Below are 18,248 nucleotides of genomic sequence, written 5' to 3' on the forward strand. Positions count from 1 at the left end.
TGCCAGGTCACGATGAGTCACAAGTACGTGTATGAGTTCAGCGAGGGCGACGGGTCGATGCGCAACCTGCTCGGCGGCAAGGGTGCGAACCTCGCCGAGATGACCGGGCTGGGCATGCCAGTTCCCGAGGGTTTCTGCATCACCACCGAAGCCTGTACCCGCTACTACGCCGACGGCGAGCAGATCGGCGACGACATTCGCGACGAGATCATCACCTACATCGGCAAGCTCGAAGAGATGACCGGCAAGAAGTTCGGCGACCCCGAGAACCCGCTGCTCGTGTCAGTGCGCTCGGGCTCACGCGCGTCGATGCCCGGCATGATGGACACGATTCTCAACCTCGGCATGAACGAGGCCGTGGTCGAGGCGTTCGCGCAGAAGACCGGCAACCCGCGCTTCGTCTACGACAGCTACCGCCGCTTCATTCAGATGTACTCCGACGTGGTCATGGAGGTGGGCAAGGCCTACTTCGAAGAGCTCATCGACGAGATGAAAGAGCGCAAGGGCGTCAAGAACGACCTCGAGCTCGACGCCGACGATCTCAAGCAGCTGGCCGGCGAGTTCAAAGAGGAGTACAAGAGCAAGATCGGCGCCGACTTCCCGTCCGACCCGATCGAGCAGCTGTTCGGCGCGATCAAGGCCGTGTTCCGCTCGTGGGACAACCCCCGCGCCGTCTACTACCGCCGACTGAACGACATTCCGTCCGACTGGGGCACCGCCGTCAACGTGCAGTCGATGGTGTTCGGCAACCTGGGTGACACCTCCGGCACCGGCGTCGCCTTCTCGCGCAACCCGGCCACCGGCGATCGTGGCCTGTACGGCGAGTTCCTGATGAACGCCCAGGGCGAGGACGTGGTGGCAGGCATTCGCACGCCGCTCACCATCGATCAGCTGAAGGCGCAGAACCCGGCCGTGTACGACGAGTTCCAAGCCATCGTCGACAAGCTCGAAGATCACTACCGCGACATGCAAGACATGGAGTTCACGATCGAAGAGGGCAAGCTCTACATGCTTCAGACGCGCAACGGCAAGCGCACCGCTGCCGCCGCGTTCAAGATCGCCTGCGACCTGGTGGACGAGGGGCAGATCAGCCCCGAGCAGGCCGTCAAGATGATCGACCCCAAGCAGATCGACGCCCTGCTGCACCCGCAGTTCGACCCGGACGAGCTCGCCGCAGCCGTGCCGATCGGCAAGGGCCTGCCGGCTTCGCCGGGCGCCGCGAGCGGCAAGGTCGTCTTCACCGCCGAGCACGCCGCCGAGCAGGGCAAGCTCGGCGAAGACGTCGTGCTGGTGCGGCTCGAGACCACGCCCGAAGACATCGAGGGCATGCACTACGCCAAGGGCATTCTCACCGCCCGCGGCGGCATGACGTCGCACGCCGCCGTGGTGGCGCGCGGCATGGGCACCTGCTGCGTGTCGGGTCTGGGTGAGATCACCTTCGGCCCCAAGAGCTTCTCGCTCGGCGGCGAGACCTACCACGAGGGCGACTGGATCTCGCTCGACGGCTCGACCGGCAACGTGTACGGCGAGGCGATCAAGACCGTGCCGGCCGAGATCGGTGGCTACTTCGGCCGCATCATGGAATGGGCGGACGAGTTCCGCACCATGAAGGTGCGCACCAACGCCGACACCCCGCACGACGCCGCTCAGGCGCGCGAGTTCGGCGCCGAGGGCATCGGACTGTGCCGCACCGAACACATGTTCTTCGAGCCCGACCGCATCGCGGCGATTCGCGAAATGATCGTTTCGAAGACCGTCGAGCAGCGCGAGGCCGCTCTGGCCAAGCTGCTGCCGATGCAGCGCGGCGACTTCGAGGGCATCTACGAGGCGATGGAGGGCTTCCCGGTCACCATTCGCCTGCTCGACCCGCCGCTGCACGAGTTCCTGCCGCACGACGAAGAAGACATCGTCGCCCTGGCGGGTGAGATGAGCATCTCGGTGGACGAGCTGCACGCCGTGATCGACTCGCTGCACGAGTTCAACCCGATGATGGGTCACCGCGGCTGCCGCCTCGACGTGACGTTCCCCGAGATCGGTGCCATGCAGACGCGCGCGATCATCGAGGCCGCGATCAACGTGCAGGCCAAGCACCCCGAGTGGGATCTGGTGCCCGAGATCATGATTCCGCTGGTGGGCGAGGTGAAAGAGCTGGCCTATGTGAAGAAGATCGTCGTCGACACCGCCGACGCGATCATCGCCGAGTCGGGCGTCGACCTGAAGTACCTGGTCGGCACCATGATCGAGATCCCGCGGGCGGCGCTGACCGCCGACGAGATCGCCAAGGACGCGGAGTTCTTCAGCTTCGGCACCAACGACCTCACCCAGATGACGTTCGGCTTCAGCCGTGACGACGCGGGCAAGTTCCTGGACGCCTACTACGAGAAGAAGATCTACGAGAACGACCCGTTCGCCCGGCTCGACCAGACCGGCGTGGGCAAGCTCGTCGAACTGGCCGTCGACCTCGGCAAGCAGACCCGTCCTGACATCAAGCTCGGCATCTGTGGCGAGCACGGTGGCGACCCGTCGTCCATCGAGTTCTGCCAGAAGGTCGGCCTCAACTACGTGTCGTGTTCGCCGTTCCGGGTGCCGATCGCGCGGCTCGCGGCGGCACAATCGGCGCTGAACAACAAGTAGTCACGCTCGGCAGGGCCCGGCTCCATCAGGAGCCGGGTCCTGCTGCGTGTGCGCGTTCTCGTCGTCCGGGGACTGACGGAAACCGACCGTCGTCCCGGGCTTGACCCGGGATCTCATTCCAGCGGACGGTGCGGTTGAGAGTCCGTCGTCCGTCGGAATGACCGAGACCGACCGTCGTCCCGGGCTTGCCCGGGGACCTCATTCCAGCGGACGGTGCGGATGAGAGTCCGGCGTCCGCGGGAATGACGGAAACCGACCGTCGTCCCGGGCGCGACCCGGGATCTCACCGCCGGAATGACCGAGACCGACCGTCGTCCCGGGCTTGTCCCGGGATCTCATTCCAGCGGACGGTGCGGTTGAGATTCCGGCGTCCGCCGGAATGACGCGCCTCGCCGGAATGACTGGAACCGGCCGGCGAACGCCGGGATGTCTGTGGGTGTGGGTGCGCACCCGCGACGTCCGGGGGAGTGGCGCTGCCCTGACCGCGGCACAGTGGGTGGCAGAGTGGAGCCGGTGAAGCGCTGGATCGTGATTGCTGTGTCGTTCGTGCTGGCCTGCGTCGGCTGTGCGCGGCAGGCACCGGTGACGCCGTCCGTCAGTCCGAGCGTGAGCCCGAGCACCGAGGCAGTGGTCATCGGCACCACCACCGATCCGACCATCAAGGTGCTGGCCGAGCTCTACGCGCAGGCCCTGACCGCCAAGGGCCGCGCGGCGCGCATCGTCGAAGTCGACGACGACACCAATGTGCTGGTCACCAAGCTGATGGCGGGCGACGTCGACCTCGCACCCGCTTTCGCCTGGACGGCGGGGCAGGTGCTCGAAGTCGATTCCGGCGACCCTTCCACCCTGGTGTCCGACCTGGCCACGGCTCTCGACGGGCAGGTGACGGTGCTGCAGGCGTCCGGCGTCGACCACGGTTGGCGCTACCTCGCCGAGGCCCCAGGGCGTTCGCTGCAAGAGCTCGCAGCCACCGATCTGGTCGTCGGGCCGGCAGCCTGGGCGAAGGCACCCGACGGCCCGGCCGGGCTGGCCAGTGTGTACGCGAAGAAGCCCACGGTCGAGACCGTCGACGACCCCGCAGCCCGGGCCGAGAAGGTGCGGGCCGGAGCCGTCGGGGTGTTCGACGGCACCGACCCCGCTGCGGCCGGCCTGCAACCCGTCGACGACCCGTTGGCGATGGTGGCGATCGATCCTCAGGTGGCCTTGCTCAACACCGACCTCGCGGGCGACGACGTGGTGCTCGACGTGGTGCAGCAGTTGCACGGCATGCTCGGCAACGACGACGTGATGGCCATCAGGTCGAAGGCTGCCACGGGGGATCTCACCCAGGCGGTCAGCGAGTGGCTGAGCGCGAACCCGCTCACGTGAACCCGTCAAGAGACCAACCGCCCCACGTAGCTGCCTTTGTGACACCCCGCTGCCCGCGTGCAGGCAGTCACGTGTCACAAAGGCAGCTACGTCGGACGAGACAGGCCTCAACCGAAGAGAATGCCCCAGGTGCGGGTGGACACCCCGCCCGTGCCCTTCAAGCCGTGTGACTTCTGCAGTTTCTTCACCGACGCGAGAGTCGTTCCTGCGTAGGTGGTGCTGGTGTTCACGGGGTACTTCAAGCGCTTCACCAGCGCCTGCAGCGCCGTCACTTGGGTGCCCTTGGCGCCCGCGAGCACGTCGGGGGTGAGGCGGGTCAGGGTGAGCGGGTCGGCGGTTCCGGTCGCCGGCAACGTGGCGGTGGCCTGGTAGGCCTGAACCGCGGTCACCGTCTGGGTGTCGTAGCTGCCGGTGACCTGCACGCTCATGCCTGCCTTCAACAACAGGTTCTGCAATGCGGTGACCTTCGCACCGGTGGCGCCCTTGGTGAGCGTGGCGGTGATCGCCAGGTCGTACTTGGTGAGCCCGTACTTGGTGATCAGCGCGTACACCTTGCTGACGTAGCTCGAACTGCCCGACCAGCCGGCCTTGGCGACGGCGGTCAGAAACGCCTTGGGGTTGTCGGTGAGCTTCATCGCCTTCGCATACCGCGGTCGCGTGCTCAACACGGTGGCCTGGTCTTTGATCGAGTCGGCCAGCGATTCGTACGAGCGCACCTTGGTGCCGCCGATCGTGGTGCACGTCGAGGTGACGGTGCTCTTCACCGTGCCGCAGATCATGCCGAAGTAGTTGTTGGCCTTCGTGGCCAAGGCGTTCGTGCCAGAAGCCGAATGGAAGATCGCCTGTGCGATGGTCACCGACGACGGCACGCCGGTGGCCGCCTCGCTGCGTTGCGCCAGGCCGGCCATGGACGAGATGAGCGTGCCGGTCGAATCGACCGCCGGAGCAGGGGTGCTGACGCCGTCGAAGCGGTAGAGGTTCCAGGTGCGCATCAGCTTGATCACCGACGTCGAATAGTTGGGGTCGGTGGCGTAGCCGGCCTTGTGTACTTGGCGAATGAAGTTGTCGGGGTCGTCGGTGTACGTGAATGCGGCGTTGTAGCGATCGAGTCCGTCGAGCAATCGTCCATGGTCGAGAAACGACTTCTCCATCGAGCTGTAGACGCGAAAGCGGCTGACGTACTTCTTCTTCTTACCCTTCACGTACTCGTACGAGGACAGTGCGACGCACCCCTTCTGGTACGGGCTGATCACCGCGCTGCACTTGATGCCGAAGTAGTTCTTGTACTTGGTGCTGAGCCCCGACCGCCCCCAACCCGACTCGAGAATCGACTGCGCAATGGTCACCGCGCGCGGCACCCCATACTGCTTCTTGGACGCCTTCGCTGCCTCGGCCGCCTTCTCGATGTAGCCGTTGTAGTCGAAGGCCGCGTCGCTTTGCGTGGTGGCCACGGTGCCACTGATCAAGCCAGCCGTGCACAGGGCGAACACCAGCAGTGCGGCTCGAATGCGAACACTCGGGTGGGTCATGGGCAGTGATTCAAACCTGAGAGACGCCCAAGAGCCACCGAAAGTCTCGACAAGACGTCGATAGCTTCCGGTAGACGCGCCTTTGACTAGGCGTTATAGAAGACGCAACCCTCAAGTTGCCGTCCAACTTTCGGCGGTGATTGAGGCCAGCTTGTGCCGACGCACGCTTTCGTCATCCCGGCGGAATCGGGGATCTTCAAGCGCACCTCCCCGCACCGGCCGCGGGTGGCGCTAGCCGAGCCGTCCAGCAAGTGCGGGACAGGGGCGCCTCCGCTTCGCCGCGACAGACGCAAGCACCGGAGGCGATGGCCGTCAGCCGGCTGACGGGGCCGGAGCGATCGGCAGGGTGACCGTGAAGACGGTGTGACCAGGTTCGGACTGCACCGAGGCCGTCCCGCGGTGCGCGGCGACCACCGCCGCCACGATCGCCAGCCCGAGCCCGGTGGACGATCCGCCCTGCTTGCGCACCCGGCTCGAGTCGGCCCGGGTGAACCGTTCGAATACCTGCGACTGAAGCTCGGGCGCGATGCCCGGGCCGTTGTCGGTGACGGTGAGCACGGCGCGTCCGTTCTCGACGGCCACGGCGGTGCGCACCGTGGTGCCGGCAGGGGTGTGGGTGCGGGCGTTGGCCAACAGGTTGGCCAAGACTTGGTGCAGCCGGTACCGGTCGCCCATCGCGTAGACGGGCTCGTCGGGCAGCGACAGCGTCCAGGTGTGGTCGGGGCCGGCGACCCGGGCGTCACTGGTGGCGTTGAGCACGATCTCGGTCAGGTCGGTGGCGCGCACGTCGAGCGCGGGCCCCGAATCGAGCCGCGCGAGCAGCAACAGATCCTCGACCAGGGTGCTCATGCGGTCGGACTCGCTCTCGATGCGGGTCAGGGCGTGCGACATGGTGTCAGACACCTGATCGCGCTCGCGCCGGGTGAGCTCGGCATAGCCGCGAATCGCCGCCAGCGGGTTGCGCAGCTCGTGTGACGCATCGGCCACGAACTGCCGCAGCTTCACCTCCGAGGCGTGCCGCGCCGCCAGAGCGCCCTCGACGTTGTCGAGCATGTGGTTGAACGCCAGCCCCACGCGGCCGACCTCGCTGACCGGGTCGGTGTCACGCTGCGGCACCCGCACGATGCCCTCGACCTCGCCCGACTCGAGCGGCAGGTTCGACACGGTGGTGGCGGTGGCGGCCAGCCGGTTGAGCGGCGCGAGGCTGTTCACCACCACGCTGCGGGCCACCACCACGGCACCGATGATCACCACACCGGCCAGCAGCGCCTCGAACAGCAGCAACGACGTCATGGCGCTGGCCACCTCGTTCAGCGGTATGCCCACGATCACCCGATTGGTGCCGTCCGTGGCCGCGGCGACGCGGTAGAGCCCGTAGCCCGTGAGTTGAACGGTGGTGCGGCTGCTGTCGGCCAGGGTCAGCGCGGTTAGCTGGCTGACGGCGTCCGTGCTCAACGTCTCGAAGCCCACCGGGGCCGATGTGCTCGACTTGTCGACCAGGATCACTCCGCTGGCGGTGCCACCGGTCTGCACGGCGGTGATGGTGCCGATCACCTGGCCGCCGGGGGAGGGCCCGCCGCGGCCGCCGTCGTCGGGCCGGGTCTGCCGGTTCAGCGCGAGGCCCAGCCGGTTGTCGATCTGGTTGATCTGAATGTTGTACGCGGCCAGCGCGACCACCGTGCTCAGGCCGATGGCCACCACCGCCACGAGCACCGCGACGCGCACGACCAGCCGCCGTCCGAGGGTGCCTTTGGCGAGGGGACGAACGGGTGGGGTCACGGACGGCTGCGGGGTGGCAGGCACAGAAGGACTCATTCGGTCGCGGGTTTCAGCACGTAGCCCGAGCCGCGCAGGGTGTGGATCATGGGCGGCCGGTTGGCGTCGATCTTCTTACGCAGGTAGCTGATGTACAACTCGACCACGTTGGCCTGGCCGCCGAAGTCGTAGTTCCACACCCGGTCGAGAATCTGCGGCTTGCTGAGCACCCGGCGCGGGTTGCGCATCAGGTAGCGCAGAAGTTCGAACTCGGTGGCGGTCAGCTGAATCTCTTCGCCGCCGCGGGTCACCTCGTGCGAGTCCTCGTCGAGCACCAGGTCGCCCACCACAAGCTGTGATCCGGGACGCACGGTGGTGGCGCCGGTGCGGCGCAGCAGGCCCCGCAGCCGGGCGATCAGCTCCTCGAGCGAGAACGGCTTGGTGACGTAGTCGTCGCCACCGGCGGTGAGTCCGCCGATGCGGTCTTCGAGGGCGTCCTTGGCGGTGAGAAAGATCACCGGCACGTCGGGCTGTTCGGTGCGAATGCGCCGCATCACCTCGAGGCCGTCGAAGTCGGGCAGCATCATGTCGAGCACGATGGCGTCGGGCCGCATCTCGCGCGCGGCCTTCACCGCGGCGATGCCCGAGCCGGCGGTGGCCACCTCCCAGCCCTCGTAGCGCATCGCCATGCTGAGCAGCTCGGTGAGGCTCGACTCGTCATCGACGGTGAGAATCTTGATCGGTGTGCCGTCGGGCCGGGTGAGGGCGTCGCTGCCACCGCGGGTGCTGGTCGTCATGTGGCCAATCTGTCAGCCGCCTGTGAGGTTGAGCTAGGTAAATCCTGTGTAATCCCTGTGAGGGTACTCGCCTGACAGGATGGTGACCGTGACATCACCCTGGCGCGACGGCTGGCGACTGGCCGTCGGCACGCTGACCGTGCTGCCCGTGCGACCACCCGAGCAGGTCGACGCCCGCGTGGCGCGGGCGATGGCCACCCTGGCGCCGCTCGCGTTCATGCCCGTGGCCCTGATCGCTGGTGGGCTCGGCTTCGCGACCGTGGCGCTCGGCTGGCCGTCGCTGGTGGCCGGACTGTTGACGGTCGCCGCCACGGCGTGGCTGACCCGCGCGATTCATCTCGACGGCCTCGCCGACACCGTGGACGGGCTGGGGTCGGGGCGTCCGACCGAGGCGGCGCTGGCGATCATGCGGCGCGGCGACGTGGGTCCGATGGGCGTGGTTGCGCTCGTCGTCGTCCTGGCGCTGCAGGCGATTGCTGCTGCCGAACTGCTCGGACGTGAGGGTGGCTGGCTGGGGTTGGTGGTCGCCCTGTGCGCAGGTCGAGCCGCCCTGGCCCTGGTGGCGCTGCGCGGCGTGCCGGCCGCCCGGCCCGACGGCCTGGGAGCGGTGTTCGCGTCGTGCGTGCCACCCGGGTTGGCGATCACGATCTGGCTGGTGTCGTCCGCCGCGCTGGCCGCGGCCGCGGCATGGGCGGGTTCGAACTGGTGGCTGGGGGTTGTGGCCGCAGCGGCGGCGGCAGCGGCGGTGCTGGCCCTGGTGCGTACGGCCGTGCGAAAGTTGGGCGGCACCACCGGCGATGTGCTGGGTGCCGGCGTCGAACTGGCCACCACCGCCCTGCTCGTGATGCTGGCCCGCTGATCCAGTGTCACCTCGCCCGAGGCGCTTGCTGCTGCGCGGCGCTCAGGACGCAGGTCGCGGCTTTGCCCTCGGTGGTCGGACAACCCGGGCCGACTTTCGCAGAGCGGCTGTGCCGAGCGGGGCGCGGCGGTAACTTCCGTTGCATGAAGGTGTTGGTGACCGGAGGCATTCGTTGCGGTAAGTCGCTGTATGCCGAAAACCTGCTCGCCGACGCCTCGGCGGTCACCTACGTCACGCCCGGCTACGCGGCGGATCCCAGCCACGACCCAGAGTGGGCAGCGCGGGTGTACAACCACCAGAAGCGCCGGCCCCGCCACTGGACGACCATCGAGACCGTCGACATCGCGTCGGCGCTCAGGGCGGCGGAGTCGCCCGTGCTGATCGACTGCCTGGGAACGTGGCTGTCACGCACCATCGACGGTTGGGGCGTGTGGGAGAAGCCGTTCGAGCAGTGGCGGCACAGGTTCGACGATGCGCTGATGGATTTTCTGGACGCCTGGCACGGCAGCAGCCAACTGACGATCGCGGTCACCAACGAGGTGGGCTGGGGGCTGGTGTCGGAGTACCCGTCGGGGCGGCTGTTCGCCGACCTGATGGGACGGCTCAACTATCGGGTGGGCGGCGCCAGCGACGACGTGGTGTTGATGGTGTCGGGTCGTGCCCTGCACCTGGGCTCCGATGCGAACTATCACCGCTGACCGACTCTTCGCACAAGAGATCCAGCCTCGACCCACCGGTGGGGTCGGATCTGTATCGCTGGTGGTGATGGGTCAGAAGCGAACGTCGAATCCACTCGTGCGGCTCGACGGTTCGACCCAGTCGATCGTGTGCGAGGTGACCTGTCCGGGCCGGCCGGAGCGTGGCGGGTGTTCGAGCAGCGCGTGGATCAGCTTGCCGAGCGCCTCGGTGGAGCCCTGAGCGTCGATCTCGACCCGGCCGTCGTCGAGGTTGCGCGCGTAGCCAGACAGGCGCAGTTCGCGCGCCAAGCCCTGCACCCACCACCGAAATCCGACGCCCTGCACCCGGCCGTCGACCCGGATCAGCGCACGTTCCATGGCAGCACCCTAACCGTGTCGAGAGCGGTGGAAAATGGCGACGGCGCCACCCCGAAACCGGGGTGACGCCGTCTGTCGATGATCGTGAGGACGATCAGTTCGTGGCCTTGTTCCAGGCGGCCTTGGCGTCTTCGCCGGCGTCCTTGACACCGTCTTTGACCGCTTCGCCGGCCTGCTTGGCCTTCGCACTGGCCTGCTCGGCCGCGCCCTCGGCTTGGAGCCGCTCGTTGTCGGTGGCGTCGCCGATCACCTCTTTGGCCTTGCCGCCAACCTCTTCGGCCTTGTTCTTGATCTTGTCGCCGATACCCATGGGGTGCCTCCTTGCCTGGACGCCGGGCGCGTCCGAATGTCTCACAAGGCTAGGTGGCCCACTCGAATAACCCTTCACCCTTTGGGGCGTGTTGTCGGTTGAGGGCCGGTGGCTCATGCTCGACGATCCCCTCAGGTGATGTCGGCCACCGTCGCGTCCAGCGCGGCGAGCATGGCGTCGGCGTCCACGGCGATCGCCACCCCGTGGGCTCCGCCGCCGATCGACACCCGGCGCCCGGTCACGGAGGCGTCTGCGATCACCGGCCACGCCCGCGACGCACCGAACGGGGTGATGGTGCCGCGTTCGTAGCCGGTCACCTTGCGGGCGGTTGCTGCGTCGGGCATCGACAGGCGTGACACCCCGAGCAGGGCGCGCAGCTTCGGCCAGGCGATCTCGGCGTCGCCCGGCACCAGCACGAACAGGTAGTCGTCGTTCGCGCGCCGCACCACCATGGTCTTGACGATGTCGCGCGGCTGCACCCCGCGGGCGGCCGCGGCTTCGGCCAGCGAGTTGACCGGGCCGTGCCTGGTCACGGTGACGTCGAGACCCGCCGCACGGGCGGCCAGGGCGGCCGGGCCGTCGCCGTCCGGCTGGTTCACGAGGTCAGGCGTGCAGGTAGCCGAGCAGGTGGTTGCGCTCGTCGAGCAGCTGGTCGATGCGGTTCTTCACCACGTCGCCGATGGAAATCACCCCGTGCAGTTCGCCGTCGACCACCACCGGCAGGTGCCTGATGCGCTGGTAGGTCATGGTGTGGGCGGTCTCTTCGAGGCTGTCGTTCAACCCGCAGGTGTGCACGTTGGCGGTCATGATCTCGCTGACCAGCTTGGTCAGCACCGCCGCGCCCTGCTTGCCGAGTTCGCGCACCACGTCACGCTCGCTCACGATGCCGTCGATGTGCAGACCGTCGGACGTGACCACCACCGCGCCGATTCGATGCTCGCCCAAGAGGCCAACCAGGTCTTCCACCGAGGCCGAGGGTTCGATCGTGACCACTGCGGCGCCCTTGCCTCGGACGATGTCTTCGATCCTCATAACGGGAAGGTACCCGCTCGCTCGCCGCGAGATAACCCATTTGTCCTAAGAAACGGCCGTCGGGTTCTTCCACGTGCTGGACGGCACCGCCCGGGCCGAGCGGGTCGGCCGACTATTGTCCAGCCGAGAAGGAGGCCTGATGAGCGAGCCGTCGCCGATCACCCGCGCCGTGCGCGCGGGCATCGACAGCGACCTGACCCACGGTGCCGTCGTGCCCCCGATCTACCTCAGCACCACCTTCACGTTCGAAGAGTTCGGGGTGCCACGCGAGTTCGACTACGCCCGACGCGGCAACCCCACGCGTAGTGCGCTGGCCGCAGCCGTCGCGGCCCTCGAGGGCGCCGCGGGTGCGGTGATCACGGCCAGCGGCATGGGGGCGATCACCACCGTGCTGGCGGCGCTGCTGCAACCCGGCCAGGTGCTGGTGGCTCCGCACGACTGTTACGGCGGCTCGTGGCGGCTGTTCGACGCGCTGGCGCGCAAGGGGCATTTCGAGCTGGTGCTCGCCGACCTGACCGACCCCGAGGTGGCCGAGCAGGCGATCCGCGAGCATGGTCCGACGGTGTTGTGGGTCGAGACGCCGTCGAACCCGTTGTTGCGCATCAGCGACGTGTCGGCCCTGGCCGCTCTGGGCCACGCGGTGGGGGCCACAGTGGTGGTCGACAACACGTTCTGTACGCCGCTGGGTCAGCGGCCGCTCGAGCTGGGCGCCGATCTGGTGGTGCATTCGGCCACGAAGTACCTGGCCGGGCACAGCGACGTGGTGTCGGGGGCGGTGGTGTGCTCGACCGAGGCGCAGGCCGAAGACCTGGCCTGGTGGGCCAACTGTCTCGGGGTCACCGGTGGAGCCTTCGACTGCTACCTCGCGCTGCGCGGCCTACGCTCGCTGCATGCCCGCATGGCCGTGCATGAATCCAACGCGGCACAGATCGTCACCCTTCTGACCGACCATCCGGCCGTGACGGCCGTTCATCACGCGAGCCTGGCGAGTCATCCCGGCCACGAGCTGGCCGCTCGGCAGCAGCGGCTCTTCGGCGGCATCGTCACGTTCGAACTGGGCGGCGGGCTGCCGGCGGCGCAGGCGTGCATGGACGGGCTGCGGCTGTTCTGCCCGGCCGAGTCGCTGGGCGGTACCGAGTCGCTGGTGTCGCACCCGGCCACCATGACGCACGCCGCGATGCCGCCGCAGGTGCAGGCCGCCGCGGGCATCACCCCGGGCATGCTGCGGTTGAGCGTCGGTATCGAGGACGCCGCCGACCTGGTCGCCGACCTGGCCGCCGGACTGCAGCGCGCGGCGCAAGTTGGGAACGGTTCCTAACTCGCGCCACCTGGGTTCTGGTGGGTGTTGGGGACGGCTCCTAACTCGCGCCAGCGGGCTGCTGCTCGGCTCAGAAGCCCGACTGCACCTGCTTCTTCTTCGGACGCTCGAACAACGCCCGCAGCAGAAACACCACGTTGGCGGGGCGTTCGGCCAGCCGCCGCATGAAGTAGGCGTACCAGTCGGTGCCGAAGGGCACATAGACCCGCATCGAGTGGCCAAGCCCGGCGAGCCGCACCTGCTCGTCCGACCTGATGCCGAGCAGCATCTGCAGTTCGAACGAATCGACTGCGCGGTCCAGCCGGCTGACCTCGTCGAGCACATGCCCGATCATCGCGTCATCGTGCGTGGCGAACAGCGGACGTCCATCGCCCTCCAATAGCACGGTGGCGCACCGCCGGTAGTTGCGGTCGACTGCGCTCTTGGCTTGATGCGCCACCTCGGACGGCTCGGCGTAGGCCCCCTTGCAGAGCCGCACCCGGTTGCCGGGGTCACGCTGCTGCAGGCAATCGGTGGTGGTTCGGTACAGCATCGACTGCAGCACGGTGCCCACCCACGGGTACTGCTCGCGCAGTTTTGCCACGGTGCGCAGGGTGGCGTCGGTGGTGGTGTGGTCTTCTGCGTCGACGGTGACGGTGGTGCCCACCCGGTCGGCGGCCGCACAGATCACCCTGGCGTTGTCGAGGGCCAACTCGTGCCCGCCCGCCAGCAAAGCGCCCAGCGCCGACAGCTTGATCGACACCTCGACCTCGCCCGTCAGTCCTTCGGCGCTCAGCCGGTTGAGCAGTTCGACGTAGGTGTCGGTGACCCGGTCGGCCTGAGCCGCGGTGGTGGTGTCTTCGCCCAGAAAGTCGATGGTGACCAGCAGTCCGCGCTCGACCAGCGCGTGCGTGACGCGCAGGCAGTCGTCGAGGTTCTCACCCGCCACAAACCGTTCGACCAGCCTTCTGGTCAGCGGAAATGCGACCACCGCGTGCTTGACCGCGGGGGTTCGTGACAGGCCGAGCAACACGTTCTTGAGCATGGAGTCTCCTCGGCACGGACTCTAGCCGCACCCACCCCGAACACGCCAAGGATCAGTTCGGACGGCTGTCGTATCGGTACGTCGTGCCGGCTGGTCCGAACCCCCACTGGTCCGTCACCCGGTCCGTCATCCCGGTGGACGCCGGGACCTCATCGGTCGGAGCGGCACCTATGGCGTCAACCTCTGTACGAGGCCACGAAGTCCACGAACTCGGGCGACGACAGTGATTCGACGGCCAGCTCGGCCGAGCCGGCGATCGCTTGGAGTTGATCGGCGTCGGTGTTCACCGCCACGAACACCGCACCTGCGGCCTCGGCCGCGATGGCGTCTTGAGCGGTATCGCCGAGTACCAGCAACGGACCGTCGCCGGCCAAGGCGCGGGCTTGACGGCCCAGTTCTGCGCGGTCGGACACAAAACCGCCCGAGGCGAACAGTTCCCAGTCGATCAGATCGAGGTCGAAGCCGGACGTCCGCAACTTCACTCGCGCCCGTCGTGGCGTGTTGCCGGTGAGCAGCCCGTTGCGCCAGCCGGCCTTCTTGGTGAGTGCCAGCGCCCGCTGTGCGCCCGGCACCGTTTCACGGGGTGTGTGCGCGTAGAACGCTTCGGACAGGTCGTCCAACTGGCCCAGAAAGTCGTCGACCCGTGCCACGTCGAGCCCCGATGAGCCCAGATGCAGTTCGGCGAGCCGACGGTCGGTGAATCCGTCACGCGGCCCTGGTGGCTGCACCGGTTCGACGCCGAAGGTGGCTGTGGTTTCGGTGAACAGGTCGGTTCGGTTACCGGGGCTACGCACCAGCGTGCCGTCGATGTCCCAGAAAGCGGTGATCACCCGGGGCACCCTATCGATCCTCTGAGGCCGCCGGGCGGACGGGGATGCGCCGGCGCCCGAACGTCCACGACGCCTGATGACATCCCGGAGCGAGGCAGGGAGGGCGGCGCTCAGCCACCCACTCGACGCACCAGGTCGACCGTCAGCCCGGCCAAGTCGTCGAGCACCTCGGCCGCTCGAGCGAGCACGTCGGCCGAGGGGGGCAGAAAGTGCGGCGGAATTGCGATCACCGGCATGCCGGCGTTCACCCCGGCCATGATGCCGTTGGCCGAATCCTCGACGACCACGGTGTGCGCAGGGTCTGCGCCGAGCTGCTCGGCGACCCACAAAAAGGCGTCGGGGGCGGGCTTGCCCTTTGCCGTGCCCTCCTCGGTCGAACGGACGACGGTGAACAGCTCCCGCACACCCAGCACCTGCAGAGCGCGTTCGATCAGCACCCGGGGCGACGACGACGCCACACCCAGCGGCCACACCTCGGCCATGCGGCGAACGGCATCCGCGGCACCCGGCAGCACCGGCAGGTCACGGCTGTAGCGCTGCAGCATGGCGTCGATGGTGCGGCGGGCGGCGTCGTCGGGGTTGTCGCCGAAACCGACGCTGCGGTGGGTGTAGCCCGACCAGTCGGGGGTGCTCATGCCCATCGTGGCGCGGCTGTCCGCCTCCGACCACTCCAGCCCCTCGCGAGCCATCAGGGCGCGGCGCTCCTCGTCCCACACCGCCTCGGTGTTGGTGAGCGTGCCGTCCAGGTCGAAGATCACAGCCTGCGTCATGGCCCCATTCTCGGGGGCGTTCGGTTGCTGCCACCACCAGACCCATCGAACAGACCAGTGGACACGCCAGTGGCCTGGTGTCAGACGCCGCGCAACCGCACCGACAGGCAGGTGACGCAACCTTCGAGCTTCTCGAACTCGCTGATGTCGACGCTGCTCACGTCGTACCCGCGCTGCGACAGCAGTTCGGCGGTGCGTGGCGCGGAGGCAGCGATCAACAGCCGGTTGCCGTTGAGCAGCACCACGTGCGCGCCCTCGGGTTCGGGCACCTCGAGCACGCTGGGGAACACCGAGGGGTCGTCGATGGTGCCGGGGTGAAACAGCACCGCCCCGTCGGGCAGCGCGGTGACGGCCGACTTCAGGTGCAGCACCTTCTCGACCGGCACCGGCACCACCTCGGCGCCGAGCGGGCGCAGCAGGTCGGCGAGCTGTTCGACGCCGGCCGCGTTGGTTCGGCCACCCACGCCCACCCACACGGTGTTGCCGTGCTTCAGCACGTCGCCGCCGTCCAGCGTCCCGGGCTCGGTGATGCGCGCCAGCCGATACCCCAGCGCCCGAACGGCCACCTCGGCGCCCGGTAGCTCCAGCCGCCGCTCGACCGCTCCGGGTCGGCTGATCACCGCCATGTCGCCGTAGACCACCATGGTGTCTTCGATGAACACGCCGTCGGGGCATTCGTCGGCCGCCGGCACCTCGATGGTCTCCCAGCCGTGGTCGTGCAACACCTGCCGGTAGTCGTTCCACTGCTCGACGGCCCAAGGCACGTCCACCGGCTGTCGTTCGAGATGGGTGAGCAGGCCTTCGGCCAGCCTTGCCGAGGGGCGCCGAACCAGGGCACGTTGCTGAAGCACGCCCTTAGTCTGACGGGTCCGGCCGTCCAGGTGCGCGAAACCCACGCCGCGGACGCCGGGCGTCTACGATCGGCACATGCGCGAGTGGGTGCGGTTGAGTGTTGACACGGCGCACGAGATACCCGAACCGAGCGGCCGGCTGCTGCAGTTCGTGGCCCGCATCGACCCTGACCAGCCGCCGTTGCAGGCGCTGCTCGTGGGCGAGCCCAGCGACCGGCTGCTGGTGTACTTTCCCGGCTTCAACACCCCGCTCGGCCCGTGGGAGGCCGCGAAATGCCGCATGCTCGCCACCGCCTTCGACGAGCCGGTGCTGCTGGTCGAGATTCCCGGCATGAGCCACTACGGCGACCCGCTGCCGTCCAGGGTGCGCAAGCAGATGCTGAAGGGCGACGTGCAGGCCTGGGCGAACCTGATGGTCGACTACCAAGAGGCGGCGCTGGCCTCACTCGGGCTGGCGCTGCCCTCCACGATCGACGTGCTCGGGTACTCCACCGGGTGTTCGCTGGGTGTCGCCGCGCTCAGCCGCTGGGGGCGAGACACCGCCGTGCGGTCGGTTTCGTTGGTCGAGCCGGTGGCCACCATGCCGCGCAACCTGTTCAGGCTCGAGTTGCACAACCTGGCGGACGTGCTGCGGCAGCCGGCCAGCTATGCCACCAACCACCCGCACGACTGGGTGATGCGGGCTCGTCGCCGGCAGCTGCGCGAGCCCTGGGTGCGCTACGGCCCCGCCGATCTGGTGGCCATCGCCCACGTGCTGGGCCGGCCCCACCTGCCCGGCGACCTACCCCTGGACGGCTCGGTGGCGGTCAGCCTGGTGCGCGGCGACCGCAGCGACCTGTGCCACTCCGACTCGTTCGCGGCGCTGGCCGCAGCCGCTCCCGACGACGCCGGCATCACCGTCGAGGTGCAGGGCTTCGGGCACCCGCTGTGGCATTCGTTTCCGGTGCTCGAAAAGCTCGTGCCGATGCTCGGCGACGCGGCTCAGCAGGGCGGCGGCAGCGTGATCGACCCGTCGCCGCGATAGCCGATGGCGATGCGTGTCACCGCATCGCCCGTCACCACGTAGGCGATGTAGCGGTCACCGGTGGTCAACGCCCATTGGCTCACCTTCGTGCCGCCGTCGTTCATCGTGACGCGCTTGAGCGCTGAGCCGTAGGTCGCCTTCACGTCGGCCAAGGTGGTGCCGACCCGCACCCCGCGAGCGCTGCCGAACGCGGCGCTGCGAATGTCGATGGCCACCACCGTGCCGCCGGCCGAATACACCCGGGTGTCGCCGAGCAGGTCGGTGGGCGAGTAGGCGTCGCAGGCGGTGGGGGCTGCCTGCAGCACGCCCAGTTCGACGGCCTGCTCGGCGTTCAGGCCGAGGGTGACCGGGCCGAGCCCGTCGATCAGAAAGGTCCAGCCCAGCCGGTTGCTCGCATCGTTGAGCGTGCTCGTCGGCGACGCCGATGCGGTGGGGGTCGGTGTGGCGGTGGGGGTCGGCGTCGGTGTGGGCGTCGGACTGGCTGTGGTCGGTGTCGCGGACGCCGAACTGCGGGTGCGCGTCGGGGTCGGCGTGGTCGACGCCTCGACGCTCGCCCCGGTGGTGCGCACCGGCGTCGCCCGGGTCGCCTCGGGCGAAGGGAAGCGAAACACGAAGAACCACGCCAGCACCAGCGCGACGACGCCCACCAGCGCGCCCAGCGCGATCGCCTGGCCGGTGCCGCCGCCCGCTGTCGCCGGCTTGCGGCCCTGGGTGTCGTTCGCCGGGCTCGACCCCCGGCGCGGTTCGGTCGGTGACGCCGGCTGCGCCGAAGCTGCCGGCGCAGGATCCGCCGCCCACGACGGTGTGAACGGTGCGGTGGCGGCCCCCGTCGGGTCGTCCGGTGGTGAAGGGGGACGGCCCGGCGTCAGTGGCGTGCCGGGGCTTGCCGGCTGGGCAGTCGCTCCGCCGGGTGCACCCGGGCCTGGTTGGTGGCTCGCTTCGCCCTCGTACCGCAGGCCCGCGTCGGTGTCGCTCTGCGGGTCGAACAGCCAGCCGGTGTCGTCGTCGCCGTCCGGACGATCCGTGGCCACAAGTCCTCCTTCGCTCCGACGCAGTCGTGAACCAATGTCGCACGCGTGCCACCCGAGCCGC

Annotated in this window: 18 protein-coding genes; 6 read left to right on the top strand and 12 right to left on the bottom strand. The window is 68.4% G+C overall.

Features of this window, described 5'->3' with window-relative positions; all coding sequences use genetic code 11:
* Positions 1–12: 12 nt before the first annotated feature.
* Positions 13–2,634: a pyruvate, phosphate dikinase gene (gene ppdK, locus MPLG2_RS00535; RefSeq protein ID WP_105184458.1), complete on the top strand. Its 2,622-nt coding sequence runs from the start codon at positions 13–15 to the stop codon at positions 2,632–2,634.
* Positions 2,635–3,147: 513 nt separating this feature from the next.
* Positions 3,148–4,002: a glycine betaine ABC transporter substrate-binding protein gene (locus MPLG2_RS00540; protein WP_158680748.1), complete on the top strand. Its 855-nt coding sequence runs from the start codon at positions 3,148–3,150 to the stop codon at positions 4,000–4,002.
* 107 nt (positions 4,003–4,109) lie between these two features.
* On the opposite strand, the gene MPLG2_RS00545 is transcribed toward MPLG2_RS00540, so the two are convergent.
* From MPLG2_RS00545 to MPLG2_RS00555, 3 genes are all read right to left on the bottom strand, one after another.
* Positions 4,110–5,531, bottom strand: coding sequence for a glucosaminidase domain-containing protein (locus MPLG2_RS00545; RefSeq protein WP_105184460.1), 1,422 nt, complete (start codon positions 5,529–5,531; stop codon positions 4,110–4,112).
* Positions 5,532–5,843: 312 nt separating this feature from the next.
* Positions 5,844–7,310 carry a sensor histidine kinase gene (locus MPLG2_RS00550; RefSeq protein ID WP_231935731.1) on the bottom strand — a complete coding sequence of 489 codons (1,467 nt, stop codon included), beginning with the start codon at positions 7,308–7,310 and terminating at the stop codon, positions 5,844–5,846.
* 32 nt (positions 7,311–7,342) lie between these two features.
* Positions 7,343–8,083, bottom strand: coding sequence for a response regulator transcription factor (locus MPLG2_RS00555; RefSeq protein WP_105184462.1), 741 nt, complete (start codon positions 8,081–8,083; stop codon positions 7,343–7,345).
* A gap of 79 nt (positions 8,084–8,162) precedes the next feature.
* Here MPLG2_RS00555 and MPLG2_RS00560 point away from each other — a divergent pair, with 79 nt between their 5' ends.
* Both MPLG2_RS00560 and MPLG2_RS00565 read left to right on the top strand, forming a co-directional pair.
* Entirely contained in the window at positions 8,163–8,942 is a 780-nt protein-coding gene (locus tag MPLG2_RS00560) for an adenosylcobinamide-GDP ribazoletransferase (protein WP_105184463.1), read from the top strand.
* Between the two features lie 143 nt (positions 8,943–9,085).
* On the top strand, positions 9,086–9,640 hold the full coding sequence (locus MPLG2_RS00565; RefSeq protein ID WP_105184464.1) for a bifunctional adenosylcobinamide kinase/adenosylcobinamide-phosphate guanylyltransferase: 555 nt from the start codon (positions 9,086–9,088) through the stop codon (positions 9,638–9,640).
* A 72-nt stretch (positions 9,641–9,712) separates the two neighbouring features.
* On the opposite strand, the gene MPLG2_RS00570 is transcribed toward MPLG2_RS00565, so the two are convergent.
* The 4 genes from MPLG2_RS00570 to MPLG2_RS00585 all read right to left on the bottom strand — a co-directional run bounded on the left by MPLG2_RS00570 (position 9,713) and on the right by MPLG2_RS00585 (position 11,339).
* Positions 9,713–9,997, bottom strand: a complete 285-nt coding sequence (locus tag MPLG2_RS00570) for an acylphosphatase (protein ID WP_105184465.1) — start codon at positions 9,995–9,997, stop codon at positions 9,713–9,715.
* Positions 9,998–10,091: 94 nt separating this feature from the next.
* Complete coding sequence (locus tag MPLG2_RS00575; protein WP_105184466.1) at positions 10,092–10,307, bottom strand: CsbD family protein; 216 nt, start codon at positions 10,305–10,307, stop codon at positions 10,092–10,094.
* A gap of 131 nt (positions 10,308–10,438) precedes the next feature.
* Entirely contained in the window at positions 10,439–10,906 is a 468-nt protein-coding gene (locus MPLG2_RS00580; protein ID WP_105184467.1) for an aminoacyl-tRNA deacylase, read from the bottom strand.
* A gap of 4 nt (positions 10,907–10,910) precedes the next feature.
* Complete coding sequence (locus MPLG2_RS00585; RefSeq protein ID WP_105184468.1) at positions 10,911–11,339, bottom strand: CBS domain-containing protein; 429 nt, start codon at positions 11,337–11,339, stop codon at positions 10,911–10,913.
* A gap of 139 nt (positions 11,340–11,478) precedes the next feature.
* On the opposite strand from MPLG2_RS00585, the gene metB reads away from it, so the two are divergent.
* Positions 11,479–12,657: a cystathionine gamma-synthase gene (metB, locus tag MPLG2_RS00590; RefSeq protein ID WP_105184469.1), complete on the top strand. Its 1,179-nt coding sequence runs from the start codon at positions 11,479–11,481 to the stop codon at positions 12,655–12,657.
* 70 nt (positions 12,658–12,727) lie between these two features.
* Here metB and MPLG2_RS00595 read toward each other — a convergent pair whose 3' ends face one another.
* From MPLG2_RS00595 to ddaH, 4 genes are all read right to left on the bottom strand, one after another.
* A complete protein-coding gene (locus MPLG2_RS00595) occupies positions 12,728–13,681 on the bottom strand; it encodes a proline dehydrogenase family protein (protein WP_105184470.1) in 954 nt (317 codons plus the stop codon).
* Between the two features lie 176 nt (positions 13,682–13,857).
* A complete protein-coding gene (locus MPLG2_RS00600; RefSeq protein WP_158680749.1) occupies positions 13,858–14,511 on the bottom strand; it encodes an HAD family hydrolase in 654 nt (217 codons plus the stop codon).
* A 110-nt stretch (positions 14,512–14,621) separates the two neighbouring features.
* Positions 14,622–15,281 carry an HAD family hydrolase gene (locus MPLG2_RS00605; RefSeq protein ID WP_105184472.1) on the bottom strand — a complete coding sequence of 220 codons (660 nt, stop codon included), beginning with the start codon at positions 15,279–15,281 and terminating at the stop codon, positions 14,622–14,624.
* A gap of 80 nt (positions 15,282–15,361) precedes the next feature.
* Positions 15,362–16,132: a dimethylargininase gene (gene ddaH / locus MPLG2_RS00610; RefSeq protein WP_105184473.1), complete on the bottom strand. Its 771-nt coding sequence runs from the start codon at positions 16,130–16,132 to the stop codon at positions 15,362–15,364.
* A gap of 76 nt (positions 16,133–16,208) precedes the next feature.
* On the opposite strand from ddaH, the gene MPLG2_RS00615 reads away from it, so the two are divergent.
* A complete protein-coding gene (locus MPLG2_RS00615; RefSeq protein ID WP_105184474.1) occupies positions 16,209–17,156 on the top strand; it encodes a hypothetical protein in 948 nt (315 codons plus the stop codon).
* Here the strand turns inward: MPLG2_RS00615 and MPLG2_RS00620 are convergent.
* Positions 17,114–18,187, bottom strand: a complete 1,074-nt coding sequence (locus MPLG2_RS00620) for a hypothetical protein (protein WP_105184475.1) — start codon at positions 18,185–18,187, stop codon at positions 17,114–17,116. The two genes, MPLG2_RS00615 and MPLG2_RS00620, sit on opposite strands and share 43 nt — an antisense overlap.
* Between the last annotated feature and the right edge of the window lie 61 nt (positions 18,188–18,248).

The organism is Micropruina glycogenica (genome assembly GCF_900289045.1).
GTDB classification, from domain to species: domain Bacteria; phylum Actinomycetota; class Actinomycetes; order Propionibacteriales; family Propionibacteriaceae; genus Micropruina; species Micropruina glycogenica.